The organism is Delftia tsuruhatensis (genome assembly GCF_903815225.1).
In the GTDB taxonomy this organism is placed as follows: domain Bacteria; phylum Pseudomonadota; class Gammaproteobacteria; order Burkholderiales; family Burkholderiaceae_C; genus Comamonas; species Comamonas tsuruhatensis_A.
In genome coordinates, this window is record NZ_LR813084.1 from 5,139,583 (window position 1) to 5,159,149 (window position 19,567).

Sequence of the window (19,567 nt, forward strand, 5' to 3'; positions counted from 1 at the left end):
CATGACATGTTCCGCAGGCCGGCTGCCACTTTGTTTGACATTTGCGTTCGGCTGCGGCCGCCCGCTGCGGCACTCAAAGAGGTCCGCCGCCCTCTCCCGGCAACTGCCGCTGCGAGCGCGCCACCGACATCAGCACGCCCAGCGCCAGCCCCAGCGTGACCATGGCCGTGCCGCCATAGCTGATGAAGGGCAGCGGCACGCCCACCACGGGCAGGATGCCGCTGACCATGCCCATGTTCACGAAGGCATAGGTGAAGAAGATCATGGCCACGGCCGACGCCATCAGGCGCGCGAACAGCGAACTGGCCTGGATGGCGATGGCCAGCCCCCGCCAGACCAGCAGCAGGAAGGAGACGATGATGAACAGGTTGCCCACCAGCCCGAATTCCTCGGAATAGGCCGCGAAGATGAAGTCGGTCGTGCGTTCGGGGATGAACTCCAGGTGGGTCTGGGTGCCTGCCATGAAGCCCTTGCCCCAGACACCGCCCGAGCCGATGGCGATCATGCCCTGGATGATGTGGAATCCCTTGCCCAGCGGGTCCCGTGTGGGATCCAGCAGCGTGCACACGCGCGTCTGCTGGTATTCGTGCAGCACGGGCCAGCGTACGCCGTCGGCGCACAGCTGGGGCTCGTACCAGACGATGAGGGTGATGCCGATCACGCCGGCCAGCACAGGCGGGACGATGAGCTTCCAGGGCAGGCCCGCGAAGAAGATCACCGACAGGCCGGCGGCCATCACCAGCAGCGAGGTTCCCAGGTCGGGCTGCTTCATGATCAGGCCCACGGGAACCATGAGCAGGACCATGGCGATCATGAAGTCCGTGCCGCGCAGCTGGCCTTCGCGGCGCTGGAACCACCAAGCCAGCATCAGCGGCGTGGCGATCTTGAGCAGCTCGCTGGGCTGGATCACCACCCCCACGTTGACCCAGCGCTGCGCGCCCTTCTTGGTGATGCCGAACAGCGCCACCGCCACCAGCAGCGCCACGCCCAGCATGTACAGTGGCACGGCCGCCTTCATCAGTTGCTGGGGAGGAATCTGGGCCACCACGAACAGCAGGCCCGCCGCGATCAGCATGTTGCGTCCATGGTCCATGAAGCGCGTGCCGTGGTCGAAGCCCGAGGAATACATGGCCACCAGCCCTGCCGAAGCCAGCATGCCCACGAACAGCAGCAACCAGAAGTCAAAGCCCCGCAGCAGCGGGGCAACGCGTTGCCAGAGGGAGGGCTTGTCGAATTCGGTCACGGGGATGGTCGGTCACGGGCACGGGCCGCCATTATCCTGTGGCCCATGCGGCCGAGCCCGGCGCAGGGTTGCCTTCATCCAGCTGTCGGCCCGGGCCTTCCCGGCTGGGCGGCCGCCGCAGCAGCCGCCACAATGGGCCATCGCCCGGACTGCGTCCTGCGCCGGGCCCCAGCAACGCACAGGAGAGCGCCGCCATGACCACCACCCATTTGCTGTACCTGCACGGCTTTCGCTCCTCCCCCCAGTCCACCAAGGCCCGGCGCCTGGCCGAGCATGTGGCCACGCGCCATCCCCATGTGCGCTGGTGGAGCCCGCAGTTGCCGCCCTCCCCGCGCGAGGCGGCCGCCCTGATCGCCGATGGCATAGGCAGCTGGCCGCGCGAGACCATGGCCGTGGTCGGCTCCTCGCTGGGCGGCTACTACGCCAGCTGGGTGGCCCAATTGGCACGCTGCCGCAGCGTGATGATCAACCCCGCCGTCAACCCGGCCCGCGACCTCGAGAAGTACATTGGCGAGCAGACCGCCTGGCACAACCCCGAGGAGCGGTTCTTCTTCCGCCGCGAGTACATCGAGGAGCTGCGCACGCTGGACACGCGCGCCATGACGCCGGCCGCCCCCGAGATGCTGCTGGCGGCCGAGGGCGATGAGGTGCTGGACTGGCGCGAGATGAGCGCGCGCTATCCGCATGCGCTCCAGATCGTGCAGGAAGGCGGCGACCACGCACTGAGCAATTTCGAGGAATACCTGCCCCAGCTCGATGAATTCCTGAACCTGGCATAAGGCCACGGGACGGTGCCGGCCTGGCAGCAGCCATGCGCCGCGTGGGAGAATACCGGGCTATGCACGCATTGTTTGAAGAAGCCGGCAAGTTCCTGGCCGGCCGCATCCTCTCCGAAGCAGACACCTCCGCACAGGTGGAGCTGGATTCGGGCAAACGGGTCAAGGTCAAGTCCGCCAACATCCTGCTCAAGTTCGACAAGCCGGCTCCGGCAGAACTGATCGCCCAGGCGCAGGCGCAGGCCGCCGAGATCGACCTGGACCTGGCCTGGGAATTCGCCCCCGAGGAGGAGTTCGGCTTCGCCGACCTTGCGCGCGACTATTTCTCGGACAAGGCCACGCTGGCCGAGCAGGCCGGCGCGCTGTTCCGCCTCTACGAGGCACCGCACTACTTCCGCCGTGCCGGCAAGGGCCGCTTCAAGAAGGCGCCCGCCGAGATCCTCCAGCAGGCGCTGGCCGGCATCGAAAAGAAAAAGCAGATCCAGGCCCAGATCACGGCCTGGGCCGACCAGCTGGGCGCCGGCGAATGCCCGGCCCCCATTCGCGAGCAGCTGTACAGGATCCTGTTCCGCCCGGACAAGAACGCGCCCGAATACAAGGCCGTGGTCGAAGCCAGCCGCGCCACGCGCCTGGCGCCCCTGGACCTGCTGCACAAGGCCGGCGCCATCGAATCGGCCTACGAGTTCCACTGGAAGCGCTTCCTGTTCGACCACTTCCCCAAGGGCACCCAGTTCCCCGCGCTGCAGGCCCCCCAGCCGCCGGCCGACCTGCCGCTGGCCGAGGTCCAGGCGTTCTCCATCGACGACTCGGCCACCACGGAGATCGACGATGCCCTGTCCGTGCGCGGGCTGGGCACGGGCACGGTCACCGTGGGCATCCACATAGCGGCGCCCGGCCTTGCGATCGTCCCAGGCACGCCGCTGGACCAGTTGGGCCGCTCGCGCCTGTCCACGGTCTACATGCCCGGCTACAAGATCACCATGCTGCCCGACGAGGTGGTGCAGATCTACACGCTGGACGAAGGCCGCGCCAACCCCGCCGTGTCCCTGTACGTGACCATCGACGAAGCCACGCTGGAGACCACGGCCAGCGAGACACGGCTGGAGCGCGTGCCGGTGCAGGTCAACTTCCGCCATGACAAGCTGGACCACATCGTCACCGAGCAATGGCTGGCCGACCCGGCCCTGCAAGTCGAGGACACGCCCGAAGTCCTCCAGGGCAAGCGTGCCGAGCTGACCTTCCTGCAGCGCTGGGCGAAACACCTGAAGGCGCGGCGCGAGGAAGTGCGCGGCAAGCCAGAGAACTTCAACCGGCCCGACTACAACTTCCGCCTCGTGGGCAACGGCGGTGCCGAGCCCCGGGGCAACGAGCAGGTGGAGATCACCGTGCGCAAGCGCGGCGCTCCGCTGGACCTGATCGTGGCCGAGGCCGCCATCGTCGCCAACAGCACCTGGGGTAGCTGGCTGGCCGAGCTGGGCGTGCCCGGCATCTACCGCAGCCAGGCCAGCCTGGCGCCCGGCATCAAGGTGCGCATGTCCACCAAGGCCCTGCCCCACGCCGGCATCGGCGTCAAGAGCTATGCCTGGGCCACCTCGCCGCTGCGCCGCTACGTGGACCTGGTCAACCAGTGGCAGATCATCGCCTGCGCGCGCCATGGCAAGACCGCCGCGCTGGCCGCGCCGTTCAAGCCCAAGGACGCCGAGCTGTTCGGCATCATCAGCAGCTTCGACGGGGCCTACAGCGCCTACAACGGCTACCAGGCCGGCATGGAACGCTTCTGGACCCTCAAGTACCTGCAGCAGCACGCCATCACCGAACTGACGGCCACCGTCATCAAGGAAGGCATGGGCGGCGGCCTGCTGGTGCGCGCCGACGACCTGCCCCTGGTCTTCCCGGTGCTGGGCGTCACCGGCCTGCCGCGCGGTGCCCATGTACGCGTGCGCCTGGGCGAGATCGACGAGATCGCGCTCGATGTCTCGGGCACGCTGATCGAACGCCTGGATGGCGACGCGGTCGCGGCCGGTGGCGAGGATGCGGCCGAAGACGACGAGGAAGCCGTGGCCGGCCCCATCGCCATCGCCGTGGACATGAACGAGGCCGATGGCACGGCGGCGGACCCCGCCCAGTCCTGAGCCCTCGCACACCCCTGCAACAGTCCCTGACCCGACCTGACGTGAAACTGCCTACCGCCCTCCGTTCCCTGAGCACGCTGCAGTTGGCGCTGGGCGTTTCCATCGCCATCCACGCGGGGCTGCTTTCGTTCCGCTTCGTCGACCCCGAACGCTTCGACCGTGTGTTCCAGGACACGCCGCTGGAAGTCATCCTGGTCAACGCCCGGGCCAACGAGCAGCCTGACAAGGCGCAGGCCATCGCCCAGACCTCGCTGGCCGGTGGCGGCGAGGCCGACAAGGGGCGGGCCTCCAGCCCCATGCCCTACTCGGCCCTCACGGCCGTGGGCGAAGACTTCGAGGAACGCCAGCGCCAGATCGACTCCATGCAGGAGCAGCAGACCGTCATGCTGACCCAGTTGCGCAAGCAGATCGCGGCCCTGCCGCCGCTGGACCCGCGCGAGGCGGCCAGGCAGACCAGGGAACAGCAGGCCCAGCAGGAAAAGCGCCGCCAGCTGGTGAAGCTGCTGGCCGAGATAGAAAAACGCATCAACGAGGAAAACGCGCGTCCCAAGAAGCGCTACATCAGTCCCGCCACGCGCGAGGCCGTCTACGCCATCTACTACGATGGCCTGCGCCGCAAGGTCGAGGACAAGGGCACGGAAAACTTCCCCGAGCAGGCCGGCAAGAAACTCTATGGCGAGCTGGTCATGATCCTGACCGTCAACCACGACGGCCGCGTGCTGGCCACCGAGATCGTGCAAGGTTCTGGCAACCGCATGCTGGACACGCGCGCGGAAGCCATCGCGCGCGCAGCCGGCCCCTTCGGCCACTTCAGCCCGGCCATGCGCGCCAAGGCCGACCAGATCGCCGTGGTCTCACGCTTCAAGTTCACGCGTGAGCAGACGCTGCAAACCACAGTGCAATAGCTCCCCAGCCCTCTTCGCACCCTTGCTTTTCGACATGACTTCCGCTGCCGCCACCTCCTCCGACCGCTACTGCGTCATGGGCAATCCCGTCGCGCACAGCCGCTCGCCCTGGATCCATGCCCGCTTCGCCGAACTGTGCGGGCAGGTCCTGCGCTACGAGCGCCGGCATGTGGAATTGCAAGACTTCACCGAGGCTGTGCACGGCTTCATCGCCGAAGGCGGGCGCGGCTGCAACGTCACCGTGCCCTTCAAGCTGGAAGCCGCCCAGCTGGCCACCACGTCCAGCGAACGCGTGCAACTGGCAGGCGCCGCCAACACCCTGGTGCTGACGGCGGATGGCATCCATGCCGACAACACCGATGGACTGGGCCTGGTGGCCGACATCGTGCGCAACGCAGGCGTTGGGCTGGCCGGCCGCGATCTGCTGCTGCTGGGTGCCGGAGGCGCGGCGGCGGGCGCGCTGGGTGCACTGATCGCCGAGCGCCCGCGCCGCATCGCGGTCGTCAACCGGACCCTCGAACGCGCCCAGACCCTGGTCCAGCGCCATGCCGCCTTCGCCGCGCAATACGGCGTGGAGCTGGCCGCACTGGAGCAGCAGGCCGTGGAGGAGGACTTCGACGTGGTCATCAATGCCACGGCCAGCAGCCTCGCGGGTGCCGAGGTGCCCGTGCCAGCCAGCGTGCTGCGCCCCGGCAGCCTGGCCTACGACATGATGTACGGCCCCGCTGCCCAGGACTTCATGCAATGGGCCGGACGGCATGGTGCCCAGGCCCGCGACGGACTGGGCATGCTGGTGGAGCAGGCCGCCGAGTCGTTCGCGCTATGGCGCGGCGTGCGCCCCCCCTCGGCCCAGGTGCTGGCCGAACTGCGCGCCCACATCGCCCAGGGCGGCTGAGGAATCCATGAGATCCGTAGCGCGCGCGCTGGTGCTGGTGCTGTGCGCCGGCCTGCTGCTGCAGCTGTTCTTCGTGCTGCGCATCGCGCTGATGGTGGTCGTCGATCCGCAGTCCACGGCCTTTCAGCGCTCCGAGGCCTGGCAGTTGCTGCGCAGCTCCGAGGGCCTGCGCTGGAGCCAGCAGTGGCTGCCCTATGACCGCATCGCGCCCGCGCTCAAGCGCGCCGTCATCGCGTCCGAGGACGACAGCTTCATCGAGCACCACGGCGTGCAGTGGGAAGCCATCGAAAAGGCCTGGGAACGCAACCAGCGCGCCGAGGCCCGTGCGCAAAAGGCCGACAACGGCAAGGCGCCCAAGATCTATGGCGGCTCCACCATCACCCAGCAACTGGCCAAGAACCTGCTGCTGTCGGGCGAACGCAGCCTGCTGCGCAAAGGACAGGAGCTGGTGCTGACCCACCTGCTGGAGCTGATGCTGAGCAAGCAGCGCATCCTGGAGATCTATCTGAACAGCGTGGAATGGGGCCAGGGCGTGTTCGGCGCGGAAGCCGCGGCACACCACTACTTCCGCAAGAGCGCCTCCCAGTTGAGCAGCGCCGAGGCCGCACGCCTGGCCGTGATGCTGCCCCAGCCCAAGCGCTTCGAGAAGCTGCCCAACTCCAGCTACCTGCTCCAGCGCACACGCGTGGTCATGCAAAGAATGCCCAGCGCCGTGGTCCCCTGAGCAGCTACAGTCACGCCATGCGCATTCTTGGAATCGACCCCGGGCTGCAGACCACGGGATTCGGCGTGATCGACGTCGACGGCCACCGCCTGGCCTACGTGGCCAGCGGCACCATCCGCACCACGGGCATCGCGCTCGGCGACCTGCCGGGGCGGCTCAAGCTGCTGTTCGACGGCATCTCGGAAGTCGCCGGCCGCTACCAGCCCGACAGCTCGGCCGTGGAAATCGTCTTCGTCAACGTCAATCCCCAATCCACCCTGCTGCTGGGCCAGGCACGCGGCGCCGCGCTCACGGCCCTGGTCAACGCCGGCCTGCCCGTGGCCGAGTACACCGCACTGCAGATGAAGAAGGCCATGACCGGCCACGGCCGCGCGGCCAAGAGCCAGATCCAGGAGATGGTCAAGCGCCTGCTGCAGTTGCCCGGCCTGCCCGGCACCGACGCCGCCGACGCCCTGGGCCTGGCCATCACCCACGCCCATGCCGGCGCGGCCATGACGAAGATGGCCGAGGTCACGCAGCTGCAGCGGCGCCAGCACGCGGTCTACAAGGGCGGACGGGTCTACTGAACCTCTCCGGCCCGGTCACGGATCCATTGCGCGATCCGGGGAAACACATCGGACTGCGCATTGCCCGCCATCAGCAACCGGCTGTGGCTGTAGTCCTCCCTGAAGCCGCCGGCCTTGCCGCACAGCAGGAATTGCACATCCGGACCGCCAAAGGCCCTGGCCAGGGCCTCGCATCCCTGCCAGGGAGCGATCAACCGGTCACCGGAGCCTGCCAGCGCCAAGACGGGAAGGCTGACGCGCGAGAGCGCCTGCATGTAATCCATTCCATCGCGTCCCACAAACCGACGCTCCAGGTTCCATTGGCACCACTGGCGCATCAGCCGCCCACTCTCCGCCTCGGGTCCCACCCTGCGGCTGGGGGCTATCCAGTGGCGGTGGCCTATCCACGCCCGATAGCCCCGGATCTTCGCCCAGGCCAGCAGGGTTGCGGCAGCATGGGTGGTCTGGGCGGCCAGAAGTGCCACGCCAGAGAGGCGATCAAGGGCCAGTTCCGGATTGCGCGCGGCCCAGATGGCTGCGGCAATGCCACCTCCGCTGTGGCCGATCAGGGCCAGCGGCCGGCCCTGCTCCTCATGGCAGATTGCATCGATGGCGCTGCCGATGTCGTGCATGGCCACGGTTTCCAGATCGTAGTCATGGCCACAGTCCGCATTGCGCCCATGGCCACGCCAGTCGAACAGCCATGATCCCACGGCCTGGGAATTCAGATATGCGCCGAGCCGTGCGCAGGACGCAGAGCCGGAAAAAGTGCCATGCGTGATGGCCGCGATCGGCCCCTTGGAAGGACCGGTGCGCGTCAGCGTGATGCTGTGGCCGTCGCCAGCCCGGATCCGGATTTGCTTCATGTCAGCCGGTCAGCCTCCCCACAGCGATGGATAACGACGGGCAACGACCGATGGGCCCGCGTGCCGTGGCCGCCCCCTCAGGCGATGCGCCCGAAGAACAGCACGGCGAAGAAGGTCACGCCGGCAATCACGGTCCACTTGAGGATGATGAAGCCCCAGCGCTTGTAGTGCGGGCGGCCCGTGCCCAGGTAGAAGGCGAAGGACACGGCCGAAGCCAGCAGCAGCAGGGTGGCCAGCCAGCGGAAGATCAGCATGGCGGCGCCGGCCTCACCAGGCCCGGGCAGGCTGGGCGAAGCCCTTGGGTGCCTGGCGCTCGCTCTCGAAGCTGACCAGCTCCCATGCGTCGGGCTGGGCCAGCAGTGCGCGCAGCAGCTGGTTGTTCATGCCGTGGCCCGAGCGGAAGGCGCTGTAGGCGGCCAGCAGCGGCTTGCCGATCAGGTAGAGGTCGCCGATGGCGTCCAGGATCTTGTGCTTGGCGAACTCGTCGTCATAGCGCAGTCCGTCGCTGTTGAGCACCTTGTAATCGTCCATGACGATGGCGTTGTCCATGCCGCCGCCCAGCGCCAGGCCGTGACTGCGCAGCATCTCCACGTCCTTGGTGAAACCGAAGGTGCGCGCGCGCGCGATGTCGCGCGTGTAGTTGTCCTCGCCCATGTCGAACTCCACGCACTGGCCCGTGGAGTCCACGGCAGGATGGGCGAAGTCGATCTCGAAGCGCAGCTTGAAGCCGTGGTAGGGATCGAAGCGCGCCCACTTGAGGTTCTGGCCCTCGCCTTCGCGCACCTCGACGGGGCGGATCACGCGGATGAAGCGCTTGGGGGTCTTTTGCAGCTCGATGCCCGCGCTTTGCAGCAGGAACACGAAGGAAGCGGAAGAACCATCGAGGATGGGCACTTCCTCGGCGGTGATGTCGATGTAGAGGTTGTCCAGTCCCAGGCCGGCGATGGCCGACATCAGGTGCTCCACGGTATGCACCTTGGCGCCGCCCGTGCCGATGGTGGAGGCCATGCGCGTGTCAGTGACGGCTTCGGCCGAGATCGGGATGTCCACGGGCTCCGGCAGATCCACGCGACGGAACACGATGCCGGTGTCGGGCTGCGCCGGGCGCAACGTCAGTTCGACGCGCTGGCCGCTGTGCAGACCCACGCCCACGGCACGGGTGATCGTCTTGATGGTGCGTTGTTGGAGCATCCGGCTATTTTAAAGTGCGCCAGCCGTGCAGGGGCATGGCCCCGGCACGGCTTTCGCTATCACGGCAATGCAGCAGCCGTATCGGCCGCTGCTCAGTCAGCCTGCTTGCGCAGGAAGGCCGGGATTTCCAGGTCGTCCATGCCGCCGGAAGCCAGGGCATCGACGCGGGCCGCGGCCTGCGTGCGGTTGGTGCGCCAGACGCTGGGCACCGACATGTTGTTGCCGTAGTCGGCACCGCCGGCCGCACCGCCGACCATGCCTGCCGCCGCCGTGGCGGCGCCCATGGATGCAGAGGGCAGCTGGTAGCTCATGTTGTCGGTGCCGGTGCGCAGGCCGCCCTGCACCACCTGCATGTTCTGGCGGCGCGCGTTGGGACGCGACAGGCCGGTGGCCACCACGGTGACGCGGATCTCGTCGCCCAGGGTGTCGTCGTAGGCCGCGCCGTAGATCACATGCGCATCGGGCGAGGCATAGGCATTGATGGTGCTCATGGCCAGGCGCGACTCGGACAGCTTGAGGCTGCCCTTGGCCGCCGTGACCAGCACCAGCACGCCCTTGGCACCCGACAGGTCGATACCTTCCAGCAGCGGGCAGGCCACGGCCTGCTCGGCGGCGATGCGCGCGCGGTCGGGGCCTGCGGCCTTGGCCGTGCCCATCATGGCCTTGCCGGGTTCGCCCATGACGGTGCGCACGTCCTCGAAGTCGACGTTCACGTGACCGTACTCGTTGATGATCTCGGCAATGCCGCCCACGGCGTTCTTCAGGACGTCGTTGGCGTGGGCAAAGGCCTCGTCCTGCGAGATGTCGTCACCCAGCACGTCCAGCAGCTTCTCGTTGAGCACCACGATCAGCGAGTCCACGTTGGCCTCGAGCTCGTTCAGGCCGCTGTCGGCGTTGGCCATGCGGCGCCCGCCCTCCCACTCGAAGGGCTTGGTGACCACGCCCACGGTGAGAATGCCCATCTCCTTGGCCACGCGCGCGATCACGGGTGCCGCGCCCGTGCCCGTGCCACCGCCCATGCCGGCCGTGATGAACAGCATGTGCGCGCCCTGGATGGCGGTGCGGATGTCGTCCTCGGCGGCCTCGGCGGCCTCGCGGCCCTTGTCGGGCTTGCTGCCCGCGCCCAGGCCGCTGCCGCCCAACTGGATGGTGCGGTGTGCGCTGCTGCGCAGAAGGGCCTGCGCGTCGGTGTTGGCGCAGACGAATTCCACGCCCTGCACGTTGCGCGCGATCATGTGCTCCACGGCGTTGCCGCCGCCGCCGCCAACGCCGATCACCTTGATCTGCGTACCCTGGTTGAATTCTTCAACTTCAATCATGTCGATGGGCATGTTGGTTCTCCTGTAGCTCTGTATAAGTGGTCACCACCGTTTGGGGAAGGTCAGTCTTTTCGTCCGGTATTCGGAAGCCGGTGGGCGGGCCGGTAATGCGCAGTCGATGAAAGCACATGTCAAAAGTTCCCCACGATGAAGTCTTTGAAACGGCCAAAAGCGGTCTTCATGGACCCACTCTTTTGTGCCACCTTGAAACCGCGCAGGCGAGCCAGGCGGGCCTCTTCGAGCAATCCCATCACGGTGGCGGCGCGGGGTTGCGCCACCATGTCGGCCAGAGCACTCGAATACTTGGGGATGCCGCGGCGCACGGGCTTGAGGAAGATGTCCTCGCCCAGTTCGACCATGCCCGGCATCACGGCGCTGCCGCCGGTCAGCACGATGCCCGAGGACAGCACTTCCTCGTAGCCGGAATCGCGCACCACCTGCTGCACCAGCGAAAAGATCTCTTCCACGCGCGGCTCGATCACGCCGGCCAGCGCCTGCTTGCTGATCATGCGCGGGCTGCGGTCGCCCAGGCCCGGCACCTCGACCTGGGCATCGGGGTCGGCCAGCAGCTGCTTGGCATAGCCGCTTTCGACCTTGATGTCCTCGGCGTCCTTGGTCGGCGTGCGCAGCGCCATGGCGATGTCGCTGGTGATCAGGTCGCCCGCGATCGGAATGACGGCCGTGTGGCGGATGGCGCCGCCCGTGAAGATGGCCACGTCGGTGGCACCCGCGCCGATATCGACCACGGCCACGCCAAGCTCGCGCTCGTCGTCCGTAAGCACGGCCTGGCTCGATGCCAGCGGGTTGAGCAGCAGTTGCTCGACCTCCAGGCCGCAGCGGCGCACGCACTTGATGATGTTCTCGGCCGCGCTCTGCGCACCCGTGACGATGTGGATCTTGGCTTCCAGGCGGATGCCGCTCATGCCGATGGGCTCGCGCACTTCCTGGCCGTCGATCACGAATTCCTGCGGCTCGACCAGAAGCAGCCGCTGGTCCGAGGAGATGTTGATGGCCTTGGCCGTCTCCATCACGCGCGCCACGTCGGTGGCCGTGACTTCCTTGTCCTTGATGGCCACCATGCCGCTGGAGTTCAGTCCGCGGATGTGGCTGCCGGTGATGCCGGTGCACACGCGCTGGATCTTGCAGTCGGCCATCAGCTCGGCCTCCTTCAATGCCTGCTGGATGCTCTGCACCGTTGCATCGATGTTCACCACCACGCCGCGCTTGAGCCCGTTGCTGGGAGCCACGCCCAGGCCGGCGAGCTTGAGTTCGCCGTTGTACAGGACCTCGGCCACGACGGCCATGACCTTGGCCGTGCCGATGTCCAGTCCGACGATCACATCTTTGTATTCTCTTGCCATATCAGCATCCGCCCCCGGTTGGTTCTGTCCTGTGCCTGTGTCGCTGCGTGGTGTGCGCGTACATGTGTCTGTCCTGCCTCGTCTCAGCGTCGGGGACGCACCGCAGCCGGCGCCTTGGCCGTGCCGCCGGTGGTCACACCGCGCAACCGCAGCGCATATCCGTCTTCATAACGCAGGTCGGCCGACTCGATGGCGTCCGCCTTGCGCTTGTATTGGGTCGTGATCTGGGGCAGCGTGCGCACGAAGCGCTGCACGCGCTGGAGCACGGCCTCCACGCTGCCGCCGCCCAGTTCGATCTGCGCGTCATTGGCCAGCCGCAACTGCCAGCTGCCGCGCGGGTTCAGCGTGAGACCGTCGATCTCCACCTCCAGCGGCCCCAGCGCCGGCACCAGCAGCCGGTACATCTGCAGCATCTGCGTGGCGCTGCCGTCGGGGCCTTGCAGGCGCGGCAGGCCTTCGCGGTCGAGTTCGCCCAGGTTGGCCTCGAACACCTCGCCGAAGCTGTTGACCAGGCCGGTGCCGGAGTCCGGCCCCCAGAAGGCCTCGGCCACATGCTCGTGCAGGATGACACGCAGGCTGTTGGGATAGTCGCGGCGCACCTGGGCCTCGCGCACCCAGGGCACCTGCTCGAAGGCCGCCTTGGCGCCCTTGAGATCGACAGTGAAGAAATTGCCCGTGAGCACGGGCGCCACGTTGGCGCGCAGGGTCACGGCGTTGTTGTGCACCAGCTCACCCTCGACCACGATGCGGCCGATGTTGAATGCCGGATGGCGCAGTGCCCACCAGCTCACGGCTGCCAGCCCCAGCGCGGCCACGCCCACGAACAGGACCGTGGCGGTCACGTTCATGAGCTTGACGTCGAAGGGGGCGGGCAGGGAGTAGCTCATGCGTGCTCCGACTCCGAATCCAGGGCGGCACTCGCCAGAATGCCCAGGCACAGGCTTTCGTAGCTCACGCCGATGGCGCGGGCCGACATGGGTACCAGCGAATGCCCGGTCATGCCCGGCGAGGTGTTGATCTCCAGCAGGAAGGGCTTGCGGTCGCTGGCGCGGATCATGATGTCGGCACGCGACCAGCCGCGGCAGCCCAGCGTGCGGAAGGCCTTGACCACGATGCGCCGGATCTCGGCCTCCTCCTCGGCAGGCAGGCCGCTGGGGCAGTGGTACCGGGTGTCGTCGGTGAAGTACTTGTTCTGGTAGTCGTAGTTTCCCTCGGGCGCGACGATGCGGATCACCGGCAGCGCGTGGGCGCCCTCGCCGGTTCCCAGCACGGGGCAGGTGGTCTCGTCACCCGCGATGAACTCCTCGCAGAGCACCTCGGGGTCGTACTTCGAGGCCAGCGCATAGGCCTGCGCGCATTCCTCGGCCGTCCAGACCTTGGTCAGACCGATGGTCGAGCCTTCGCGCGACGGCTTGACGATCATGGGCGCGCCCAGCGCCTGCAGCGCGGCACGCGTCTCGTCGGCGCTGGCCACCAGGCGCCAGTCCGGCGTGGGCAGGCCCTCGAAGCGCCAGATGCGCTTGGTCATGATCTTGTCCATGGCGATGCTGGAGGCCATCACGCCGGGGCCGGTGTAGGGAATGCCCAGAAGCTCCAGTGCGCCCTGAACCGTGCCATCCTCCCCGTAGCGTCCATGCAGCGCGATGAAGCAGCGGTCAAAGCCCTCTTTCTTCAACTCGCCCAGGTCGCGCTCCGACGGATCGAAGGCATGGGCATCCACGCCCTGCGACAGCAGGGCTTTGAGCACGCCCGCGCCCGACATCAGCGACACCTCGCGCTCGGCCGAGCGGCCTCCCAGCAACACGGCCACCTTGCCCAGTCCCCTGACATCGATTCCGTTGCCGAAACTGCTCATTGCGCGGCTCCCTGCTGCGCCTGCAGCCCTTGTTTCTGAAGCATTTCAACCAACTTTCCTGGCACGGCACCGATCGAGCCTGCACCCATGCACAACAGCACGTCGCCATCACGCGCGTTGGCGGCGATGGCCGCCGGCAGCTCGGCAACGTTTTCCACAAAAACCGGCTCGACCCGCCCGGCCACGCGCAGGGCGCGCGCCAGCGAGCGGCCATCGGCGGCCACGACGGGTGTCTCGCCGGCCGCATAGACCTCGGTCAGCAACACGGCATCGGCCAGGCCGATGACCCTGACGAAATCCTCGAAACAGTCGCGCGTGCGGCTGTAGCGGTGCGGCTGGAAGGCCAGCACCAGGCGCCGCCCCGGGAAGGCGCCGCGCGCGGCGGCCAGCGTGGCCGCCATTTCCACAGGGTGGTGCCCGTAGTCATCGATGACGGTGAAGCTGCCGCCATCGGCCGCAGCCAGTTCGCCATAGCGCTGGAAACGCCGGCCCACGCCCTTGAAGCTTTCGAAGGCGCGCAGCAGGGCCTCGTCGGCAATCTCCAGTTCCATGGCGACGGCCACGGCCGACAGGGCATTGAGTACGTTGTGCTCGCCGGGAAGGCTCAGCACCACATCGATGTCGGGGTAGGACTGGCCGTTCTGGCGACGCACGGTGAAGCACATGCGCCCGGCCTCGGCGCGCACGTTCAGGGCCCGCACCTGGGCGTCCTCGGCGAAGCCATAGGTGGTGACGGGGCGCGCCACCTGGGGCAGGATCTCGCGCACGGCCGGGCTGTCCACGCACAGGATGGCGCGGCCATAGAACGGCATGCGGTGCAGGAAATCGACGAACGCACCCTTGAGCCGGCCGAAATCATGGCCATAGGTTTCCATGTGGTCGGCATCGATGTTGGTGACCACGGCCATCACGGGCAGCAGGTTCAGGAAGGAGGCATCGGACTCGTCGGCCTCCACCACGATGTAGTCGCCCTGACCCAGCTTGGCGTTGGCACCCGCGCTGTTGAGCTTGCCGCCGATCACGAAGGTCGGGTCCAGCCCGGCCTCGGCCAGCACGCTGGTCACCAGGCTGGTAGTGGTGGTCTTGCCGTGGGCACCCGCGATGGCGATGCCCTGCTTGAAGCGCATCAGCTCGGCCAGCATCAGCGCACGCGGCACGACGGGGATCTTGCGTGCGCGTGCGGCCAGCACCTCGGGGTTGTCGGCCTGCACGGCGGTGGAGGTGACGACGGCATCAGCGCCCTCGATATGGGCCGCCTCATGGCCGACATGGGTGGCGATGCCCAGGTCGGCCAGGCGGCGCAGCGTGGCGCTGTCGGCCAGGTCAGAGCCCGAGATGGCGTAGCCCAGGTTGTGCAGCACCTCGGCGATGCCGCTCATTCCGGCGCCACCGATGCCGACGAAATGGATGTGATGGATGGCGTGCTTCATGCGGCCAGTTCCTCACAGGCGGCGACCACCTCGGCGGTGGCATCTGTCTTTTGCATTTTCTTGGCTTTTCCAGCGCGCTCCAGCAGCGTCGCTCGCTGCATATTTTGTAGCATTTCGGCCAGACTTTGGGCAGTCAGTGCGCTTTGTTGCATCAACCATCCACCGCCGGCATCGACCAGGAAACGCGCGTTCGTGGTCTGGTGGTCGTCCACCGCCGCCGGAAAGGGCACATAGATGGCCGCGGCGCCCACGGCCGCGATCTCGGTGACGGTGCTGGCACCGGCGCGGCAGACGATGACATCGGCCTCGGCGAAGGCGCGGGCCGTATCGTCGATGAAGGGGGTCAGCTCGGCCTGCACGCCGGCGGCCGCGTAGTTGGCGCGCAACGCATCGATCTGGGCAGCGCCGCTTTGGTGCAGCACGATGGGGCGGGTCTCGGCCGGGATCAGGGCCAGCGCCTGGGGCACGATCTCGTTGAGCGCCTTGGCGCCCAGGCTGCCACCCACCACCAGCAGGCGCAGCGGACCGCTGCGGCCTTCGAAGCGCTGCTCGGGCGCGGGCTGCTCGGTGAAGGCCTGGCGCAGCGGATTGCCCACCCAGCGGCCCTTGGCGAAAACGCCGGGAAAGGCCGTGAAGATGCGCTCGGAGACGACGGCCAGCACCTTGTTGGCCATGCCTGCCACGGAGTTCTGCTCATGCAGCACCAGGGGCTTGCCCGCCAGCACGGCCATCATGCCGCCGGGAAAGCTGATGTAGCCGCCCAGGCCCACGACCACGTCTGGCTTGACGCGACGCACCACGGCCAGCGCCTGCCAGAAGGCGCGCAGCAGGCGCATGGGCAGAAAAGCCAGCGTCATGAGGCCCTTGCCGCGTACGCCCGAGAAATCGATGGTCTCCAGCGGAAAGCCCTGGGCCGGCACGATGCGCGACTCCATGGAGCCCGGCGCGCCCAGCCAGCGCACGTTCCAGCCGCGCTCGCGCAGCGCCTGGGCCACGGCCAGGCCGGGGAAGATATGGCCGCCCGTGCCGCCGGCCATGATCAGGGCCGTGCGCTGGCGGTGGCTGCCTTGGGAAGCCGGAGCCGTCATGCGTGCCCCCCCTTCATCAGCAGCTTGTTCTCGTAGTCCACTCTCAACACCACCGCTATCGCTATCAGATTCATCAGGATGGCCGAGCCGCCAAAGCTCATCAGCGGCAGCGTCAGGCCCTTGGTGGGCAACGCGCCCAGGTTCACGCCCATGTTGATGAAGGCCTGGAACCCCATCCAGATCGCCACGCCCTCGGCCACCAGGCCCGCGAACACGCGGTCCAGCGCGATGGCCTGGCGGCCGATGAGCATGATGCGGCGCGTCAGCCACAGGAAGGTGACGGCGATCAGCAGCACGCCGACCAGTCCGAACTCCTCGCCGATCACGGCCAGCAGGAAGTCGGTATGCGCCTCGGGCAGCCAGTGCAGCTTCTCCACGCTGCGGCCCAGGCCCACGCCGAAGATCTCGCCGCGGCCGATGGCGATCAGCGCGTGCGACAGCTGGTAGCCCTTGCCCAGGGCGTGCTTTTCGTCCCAGGGATTGAGGTAGGCGAAGATGCGCTCGCGCCGCCATTCGGAGGTGGCGATGATCATCACGAAGGCCAGCACCACCAGGGCCGCGATCAGGAAGAACATGCGCGCGTTGACGCCGCCCAGGAACAGGATGCCCATGGCGATCACCACGATCACCATGAAGGCCCCCATGTCCGGCTCGGCCAGCAGCAGCACGCCCACCAGCACCACCGCCAGGCCCATGGGCAGCACGGCGCGGAAGAAGCGCTCCTTGACCTCCATCTTGCGCACCATGTAGTCGGCCGCATAGATGAGCACGGCGAACTTGGCCAGCTCGGACGGCTGGAAGTTCATGATGCCCAGCGACAGCCAGCGGCGCGCGCCGTTGACCACGGTGCCCACGTGCGGAATCAGCACCGCCACCAGCAGGACCAGGGACACCAGGAACAGCTTGCGCGCCATGCGCTCCCAGGTGGCCATGGACACCTGGAAGGCCAGCAGCGCGCCGACGAAGGCCATGCCGATGGACATGGCATGGCGCAGCAGGAAGTGGGTGGGCGCGATCTTGCCGAAGCGCGGGTTGTCGGGCATCGCGATCGATGCCGAATACACCATGATCAGGCTCCAGGCCAGCAGCCCGATCACCACCCAGATCAGGGCCTGGTCCAGGCCGAGCACGCTGGCCGGCGTCTGCGTGGGCCGGTGGTACTGGGGTCCGCCCAGGCGCACGGGCAGCACATCGATGGCCTTCTCTTGCGCGCCTCCGAACCAGGAGCGCATGCGGCCCAGGACCTGGTTCAGGGTGCTCATGCCGCGCCTCCCAGCTCATGCCCGGCATCCAGGGCCAGGGCACGCACGGCCTCGACGAACTGGTGGGCCCGGTCCTCGTAGTTGCGGAACATGTCCAGGCTCGCGCAGGCGGGCGACAGCAGCACGGCATCGCCCTCATGGGCCCGCGAGGCGGCCTGCTCCACGGCGTCGGCCATGGTGGTGGCGTCGACCAGGGGCACGCCGCAATCCTGCAGTGCGGCGCGGATCAGGGCGGCATCGCGGCCGATCAGCACGGCGGCGCGCACATGGCGCGACACGGGCGCGGCCAGGGGAGAGAAGTCCTGCCCCTTGCCGTCCCCGCCCAGGATGACCACGATGCGGTGGTCAGGCCCCAGGCCCGACAGCGCGGCCACGGTGGCACCCACGTTCGTGCCCTTGCTGTCGTCGTAGTACTCCACGCCTTCGACGCGGCCGATGGGCTGGACGCGGTGCGGCTCGCCGCGGTACTCGCGCAGGCCGTACAGCAGCGGTGCCAGCGTGCAGCCGCCGGCGCTGGCCAGTGCCAGGGCCGACAGGGCATTGATGGCGTTGTGCCGCCCGCGGATGCGCAGCGCGTCGGCGGGCATCAGGCGCTGGATGTGCAGGTCGTCGGCGGCCTTGCCCTTGGCGGTTTCGTCGGCCTCGTGGGCACGCACCAGCCAGGTCATGCCAGCGACCACTTCGAGGCCGAAGTCACCGGGACGGCGCGGCATGTCGCCGCCGAAGGTGATGTGGGCACGCTGCTGGGGCTTTTGGCGCTTGCCCTGCGGCACCACGGGGGCAGGCAGCATGCGCATGACCTCGGGGTCCTCGCGGTTGAGCACCATGATGCCCTCGCGGCCGAAGATGCAGGCCTTGGCATCGGCATAGGCACGCAGGCTGCCATGCCAGTCCAGATGGTCCTGGGTGATGTTGAGCACGGCGGCCGCCGTGGGCTCGAACATCTGCACGCCGTCGAGCTGGAAGCTGGACAGCTCCAGCACCCAGGCCTGTGGCAGGGTCTCGGCATCGATGGCCTGCGTCAGCGTGTCCAGCAGCGTGGGGCCGATGTTGCCGGCCACGGCCACGCTCAGGCCCGCGTGTTCCAGCAGTTGCCCTGTCAGCGAAGTGACCGTGGTCTTGCCATTGGTACCCGTGATGCCCAGCACGGTGGGTCGGTAGCCATGGGCCGCCGCCAGGGCCTTGAGCGCCATGGCGAACAGATCGAGCTCACCGCCCACGGGCAGGCCCTGGGCGCGCGCGGTGTCGACCACCGGCGCCACGGTGGCGGGGCTGAGGCCGGGCGAACGGTAGACCAGGCCCAGGCCCTGTCCGTCCACCAATTGGGCCGTGAGCACTCCGGGCACGAAGCGCACCCGGGGCAGTTCGCTGGCCAGTTGCTGCAGTTGCGGTGGCGACTGGCGCGTGTCGGCCACGATGACTTCGGCGCCGCAGCGCGCGCACCAGCGCGCCATGGCCAGGCCCGAGGCGCCCAGGCCCAGGATGAGCACGCGCTGGCCTTGCAGATGCTGGGCCTGCTGGCCAGGCCAGCCTGCGGCCACGGGCGGCAGGACCTGTTCGGGTTCGGCGCCTCCGGCTTCGGCCTCGGCGGCGACCGGGGTGACTTCGGCATCGGCGGAGTCGGAGATGCTGGGATCGGCGAAGATCTGGGCCACGAAGGCTGCAGCATCCCGGGCGGCCGTCAGCGTGGAGATGTCTGGCACGGGCTCGGTCATGGCCGCAGGTGCCGCAGGCGCTTCAGACGCCTCCGGCGCCGACAGCCCGGCCGCACCATCGGCCTGCCCGTGGGCCGGAGACGTGTCCGGCACCGGTTCAATGACCGCCTCCCCCTCGGGCCGCACCGTGAGCGCGGCCGCCTCCACCACCTCCGAGGGGACGGGCGCATCCGATGCCGAAGCCGAAACCGCAGGCGCAGCGGCCACAGGCTCATGGCCCGCAGCCTGGATCGTGGTCTTGAAGTCTTCGGTGTTCATGC

At 67.9% G+C, this 19,567-nt stretch carries 18 protein-coding genes; 6 read left to right on the forward strand and 12 right to left on the reverse strand.

Translation table 11 applies throughout. From position 1 onward, the window contains the following. Positions 1–73: 73 nt before the first annotated feature. Entirely contained in the window at positions 74–1,243 is a 1,170-nt protein-coding gene (gene rodA / locus L1Z78_RS23415; RefSeq protein WP_234638728.1) for a rod shape-determining protein RodA, read from the reverse strand. A gap of 194 nt (positions 1,244–1,437) precedes the next feature. Here rodA and L1Z78_RS23420 point away from each other — a divergent pair, with 194 nt between their 5' ends. Genes L1Z78_RS23420 through ruvC form a run of 6 tightly spaced genes read left to right on the forward strand, consistent with a single transcriptional unit; the run spans position 1,438 to position 7,241 of the window. Beyond that, on the forward strand, positions 1,438–2,022 hold the full coding sequence (locus L1Z78_RS23420) for a YqiA/YcfP family alpha/beta fold hydrolase (protein WP_234638729.1): 585 nt from the start codon (positions 1,438–1,440) through the stop codon (positions 2,020–2,022). Between the two features lie 59 nt (positions 2,023–2,081). Then, positions 2,082–4,151 carry a ribonuclease catalytic domain-containing protein gene (locus tag L1Z78_RS23425; RefSeq protein ID WP_234638730.1) on the forward strand — a complete coding sequence of 690 codons (2,070 nt, stop codon included), beginning with the start codon at positions 2,082–2,084 and terminating at the stop codon, positions 4,149–4,151. Positions 4,152–4,192: 41 nt separating this feature from the next. Next, positions 4,193–5,056: an energy transducer TonB gene (locus tag L1Z78_RS23430; protein ID WP_234638731.1), complete on the forward strand. Its 864-nt coding sequence runs from the start codon at positions 4,193–4,195 to the stop codon at positions 5,054–5,056. A 34-nt stretch (positions 5,057–5,090) separates the two neighbouring features. After that, on the forward strand, positions 5,091–5,951 hold the full coding sequence (gene aroE / locus L1Z78_RS23435; RefSeq protein ID WP_234638732.1) for a shikimate dehydrogenase: 861 nt from the start codon (positions 5,091–5,093) through the stop codon (positions 5,949–5,951). A 7-nt stretch (positions 5,952–5,958) separates the two neighbouring features. Further along, positions 5,959–6,675 (forward strand): monofunctional biosynthetic peptidoglycan transglycosylase, encoded by a 717-nt coding sequence (gene mtgA / locus L1Z78_RS23440; protein WP_234638733.1) that lies wholly within the window; start codon positions 5,959–5,961, stop codon positions 6,673–6,675. 17 nt (positions 6,676–6,692) lie between these two features. Further along, entirely contained in the window at positions 6,693–7,241 is a 549-nt protein-coding gene (gene ruvC, locus L1Z78_RS23445; RefSeq protein ID WP_234638734.1) for a crossover junction endodeoxyribonuclease RuvC, read from the forward strand. Here ruvC and L1Z78_RS23450 read toward each other — a convergent pair. From L1Z78_RS23450 to murD, 11 genes are all read right to left on the reverse strand, one after another. Beyond that, positions 7,235–8,086: an alpha/beta fold hydrolase gene (locus tag L1Z78_RS23450; RefSeq protein WP_234638735.1), complete on the reverse strand. Its 852-nt coding sequence runs from the start codon at positions 8,084–8,086 to the stop codon at positions 7,235–7,237. The genes ruvC and L1Z78_RS23450 overlap by 7 nt on opposite strands. Positions 8,087–8,163: 77 nt before the next feature. Continuing rightward, entirely contained in the window at positions 8,164–8,340 is a 177-nt protein-coding gene (locus tag L1Z78_RS23455; RefSeq protein ID WP_234638736.1) for a hypothetical protein, read from the reverse strand. Between the two features lie 13 nt (positions 8,341–8,353). After that, positions 8,354–9,277, reverse strand: coding sequence for a UDP-3-O-acyl-N-acetylglucosamine deacetylase (gene lpxC, locus L1Z78_RS23460; protein WP_234638737.1), 924 nt, complete (start codon positions 9,275–9,277; stop codon positions 8,354–8,356). A 92-nt stretch (positions 9,278–9,369) separates the two neighbouring features. Then, a complete protein-coding gene (gene ftsZ / locus L1Z78_RS23465; protein WP_234638738.1) occupies positions 9,370–10,608 on the reverse strand; it encodes a cell division protein FtsZ in 1,239 nt (412 codons plus the stop codon). Between the two features lie 119 nt (positions 10,609–10,727). Further along, a complete protein-coding gene (gene ftsA / locus L1Z78_RS23470; RefSeq protein WP_234638739.1) occupies positions 10,728–11,957 on the reverse strand; it encodes a cell division protein FtsA in 1,230 nt (409 codons plus the stop codon). Between the two features lie 83 nt (positions 11,958–12,040). Next, positions 12,041–12,844: a cell division protein FtsQ/DivIB gene (locus L1Z78_RS23475; protein WP_234638740.1), complete on the reverse strand. Its 804-nt coding sequence runs from the start codon at positions 12,842–12,844 to the stop codon at positions 12,041–12,043. Continuing rightward, positions 12,841–13,812 carry a D-alanine--D-alanine ligase gene (locus tag L1Z78_RS23480; RefSeq protein WP_234638741.1) on the reverse strand — a complete coding sequence of 324 codons (972 nt, stop codon included), beginning with the start codon at positions 13,810–13,812 and terminating at the stop codon, positions 12,841–12,843. The genes L1Z78_RS23475 and L1Z78_RS23480 overlap by 4 nt, the downstream gene beginning before the upstream one ends. Next, complete coding sequence (gene murC, locus L1Z78_RS23485) at positions 13,809–15,242, reverse strand: UDP-N-acetylmuramate--L-alanine ligase (RefSeq protein ID WP_234638742.1); 1,434 nt, start codon at positions 15,240–15,242, stop codon at positions 13,809–13,811. The genes L1Z78_RS23480 and murC overlap by 4 nt, the downstream gene beginning before the upstream one ends. Continuing rightward, positions 15,239–16,330, reverse strand: coding sequence for an undecaprenyldiphospho-muramoylpentapeptide beta-N-acetylglucosaminyltransferase (murG, locus tag L1Z78_RS23490; RefSeq protein WP_234638743.1), 1,092 nt, complete (start codon positions 16,328–16,330; stop codon positions 15,239–15,241). The genes murC and murG overlap by 4 nt, the downstream gene beginning before the upstream one ends. Then, positions 16,327–17,592: a putative lipid II flippase FtsW gene (gene ftsW / locus L1Z78_RS23495; protein WP_234638744.1), complete on the reverse strand. Its 1,266-nt coding sequence runs from the start codon at positions 17,590–17,592 to the stop codon at positions 16,327–16,329. Before ftsW ends, murG begins: the two co-directional genes overlap by 4 nt. Continuing rightward, entirely contained in the window at positions 17,589–19,565 is a 1,977-nt protein-coding gene (gene murD, locus L1Z78_RS23500; protein ID WP_234638745.1) for a UDP-N-acetylmuramoyl-L-alanine--D-glutamate ligase, read from the reverse strand. The genes ftsW and murD overlap by 4 nt, the downstream gene beginning before the upstream one ends. Positions 19,566–19,567 lie beyond the last annotated feature (2 nt).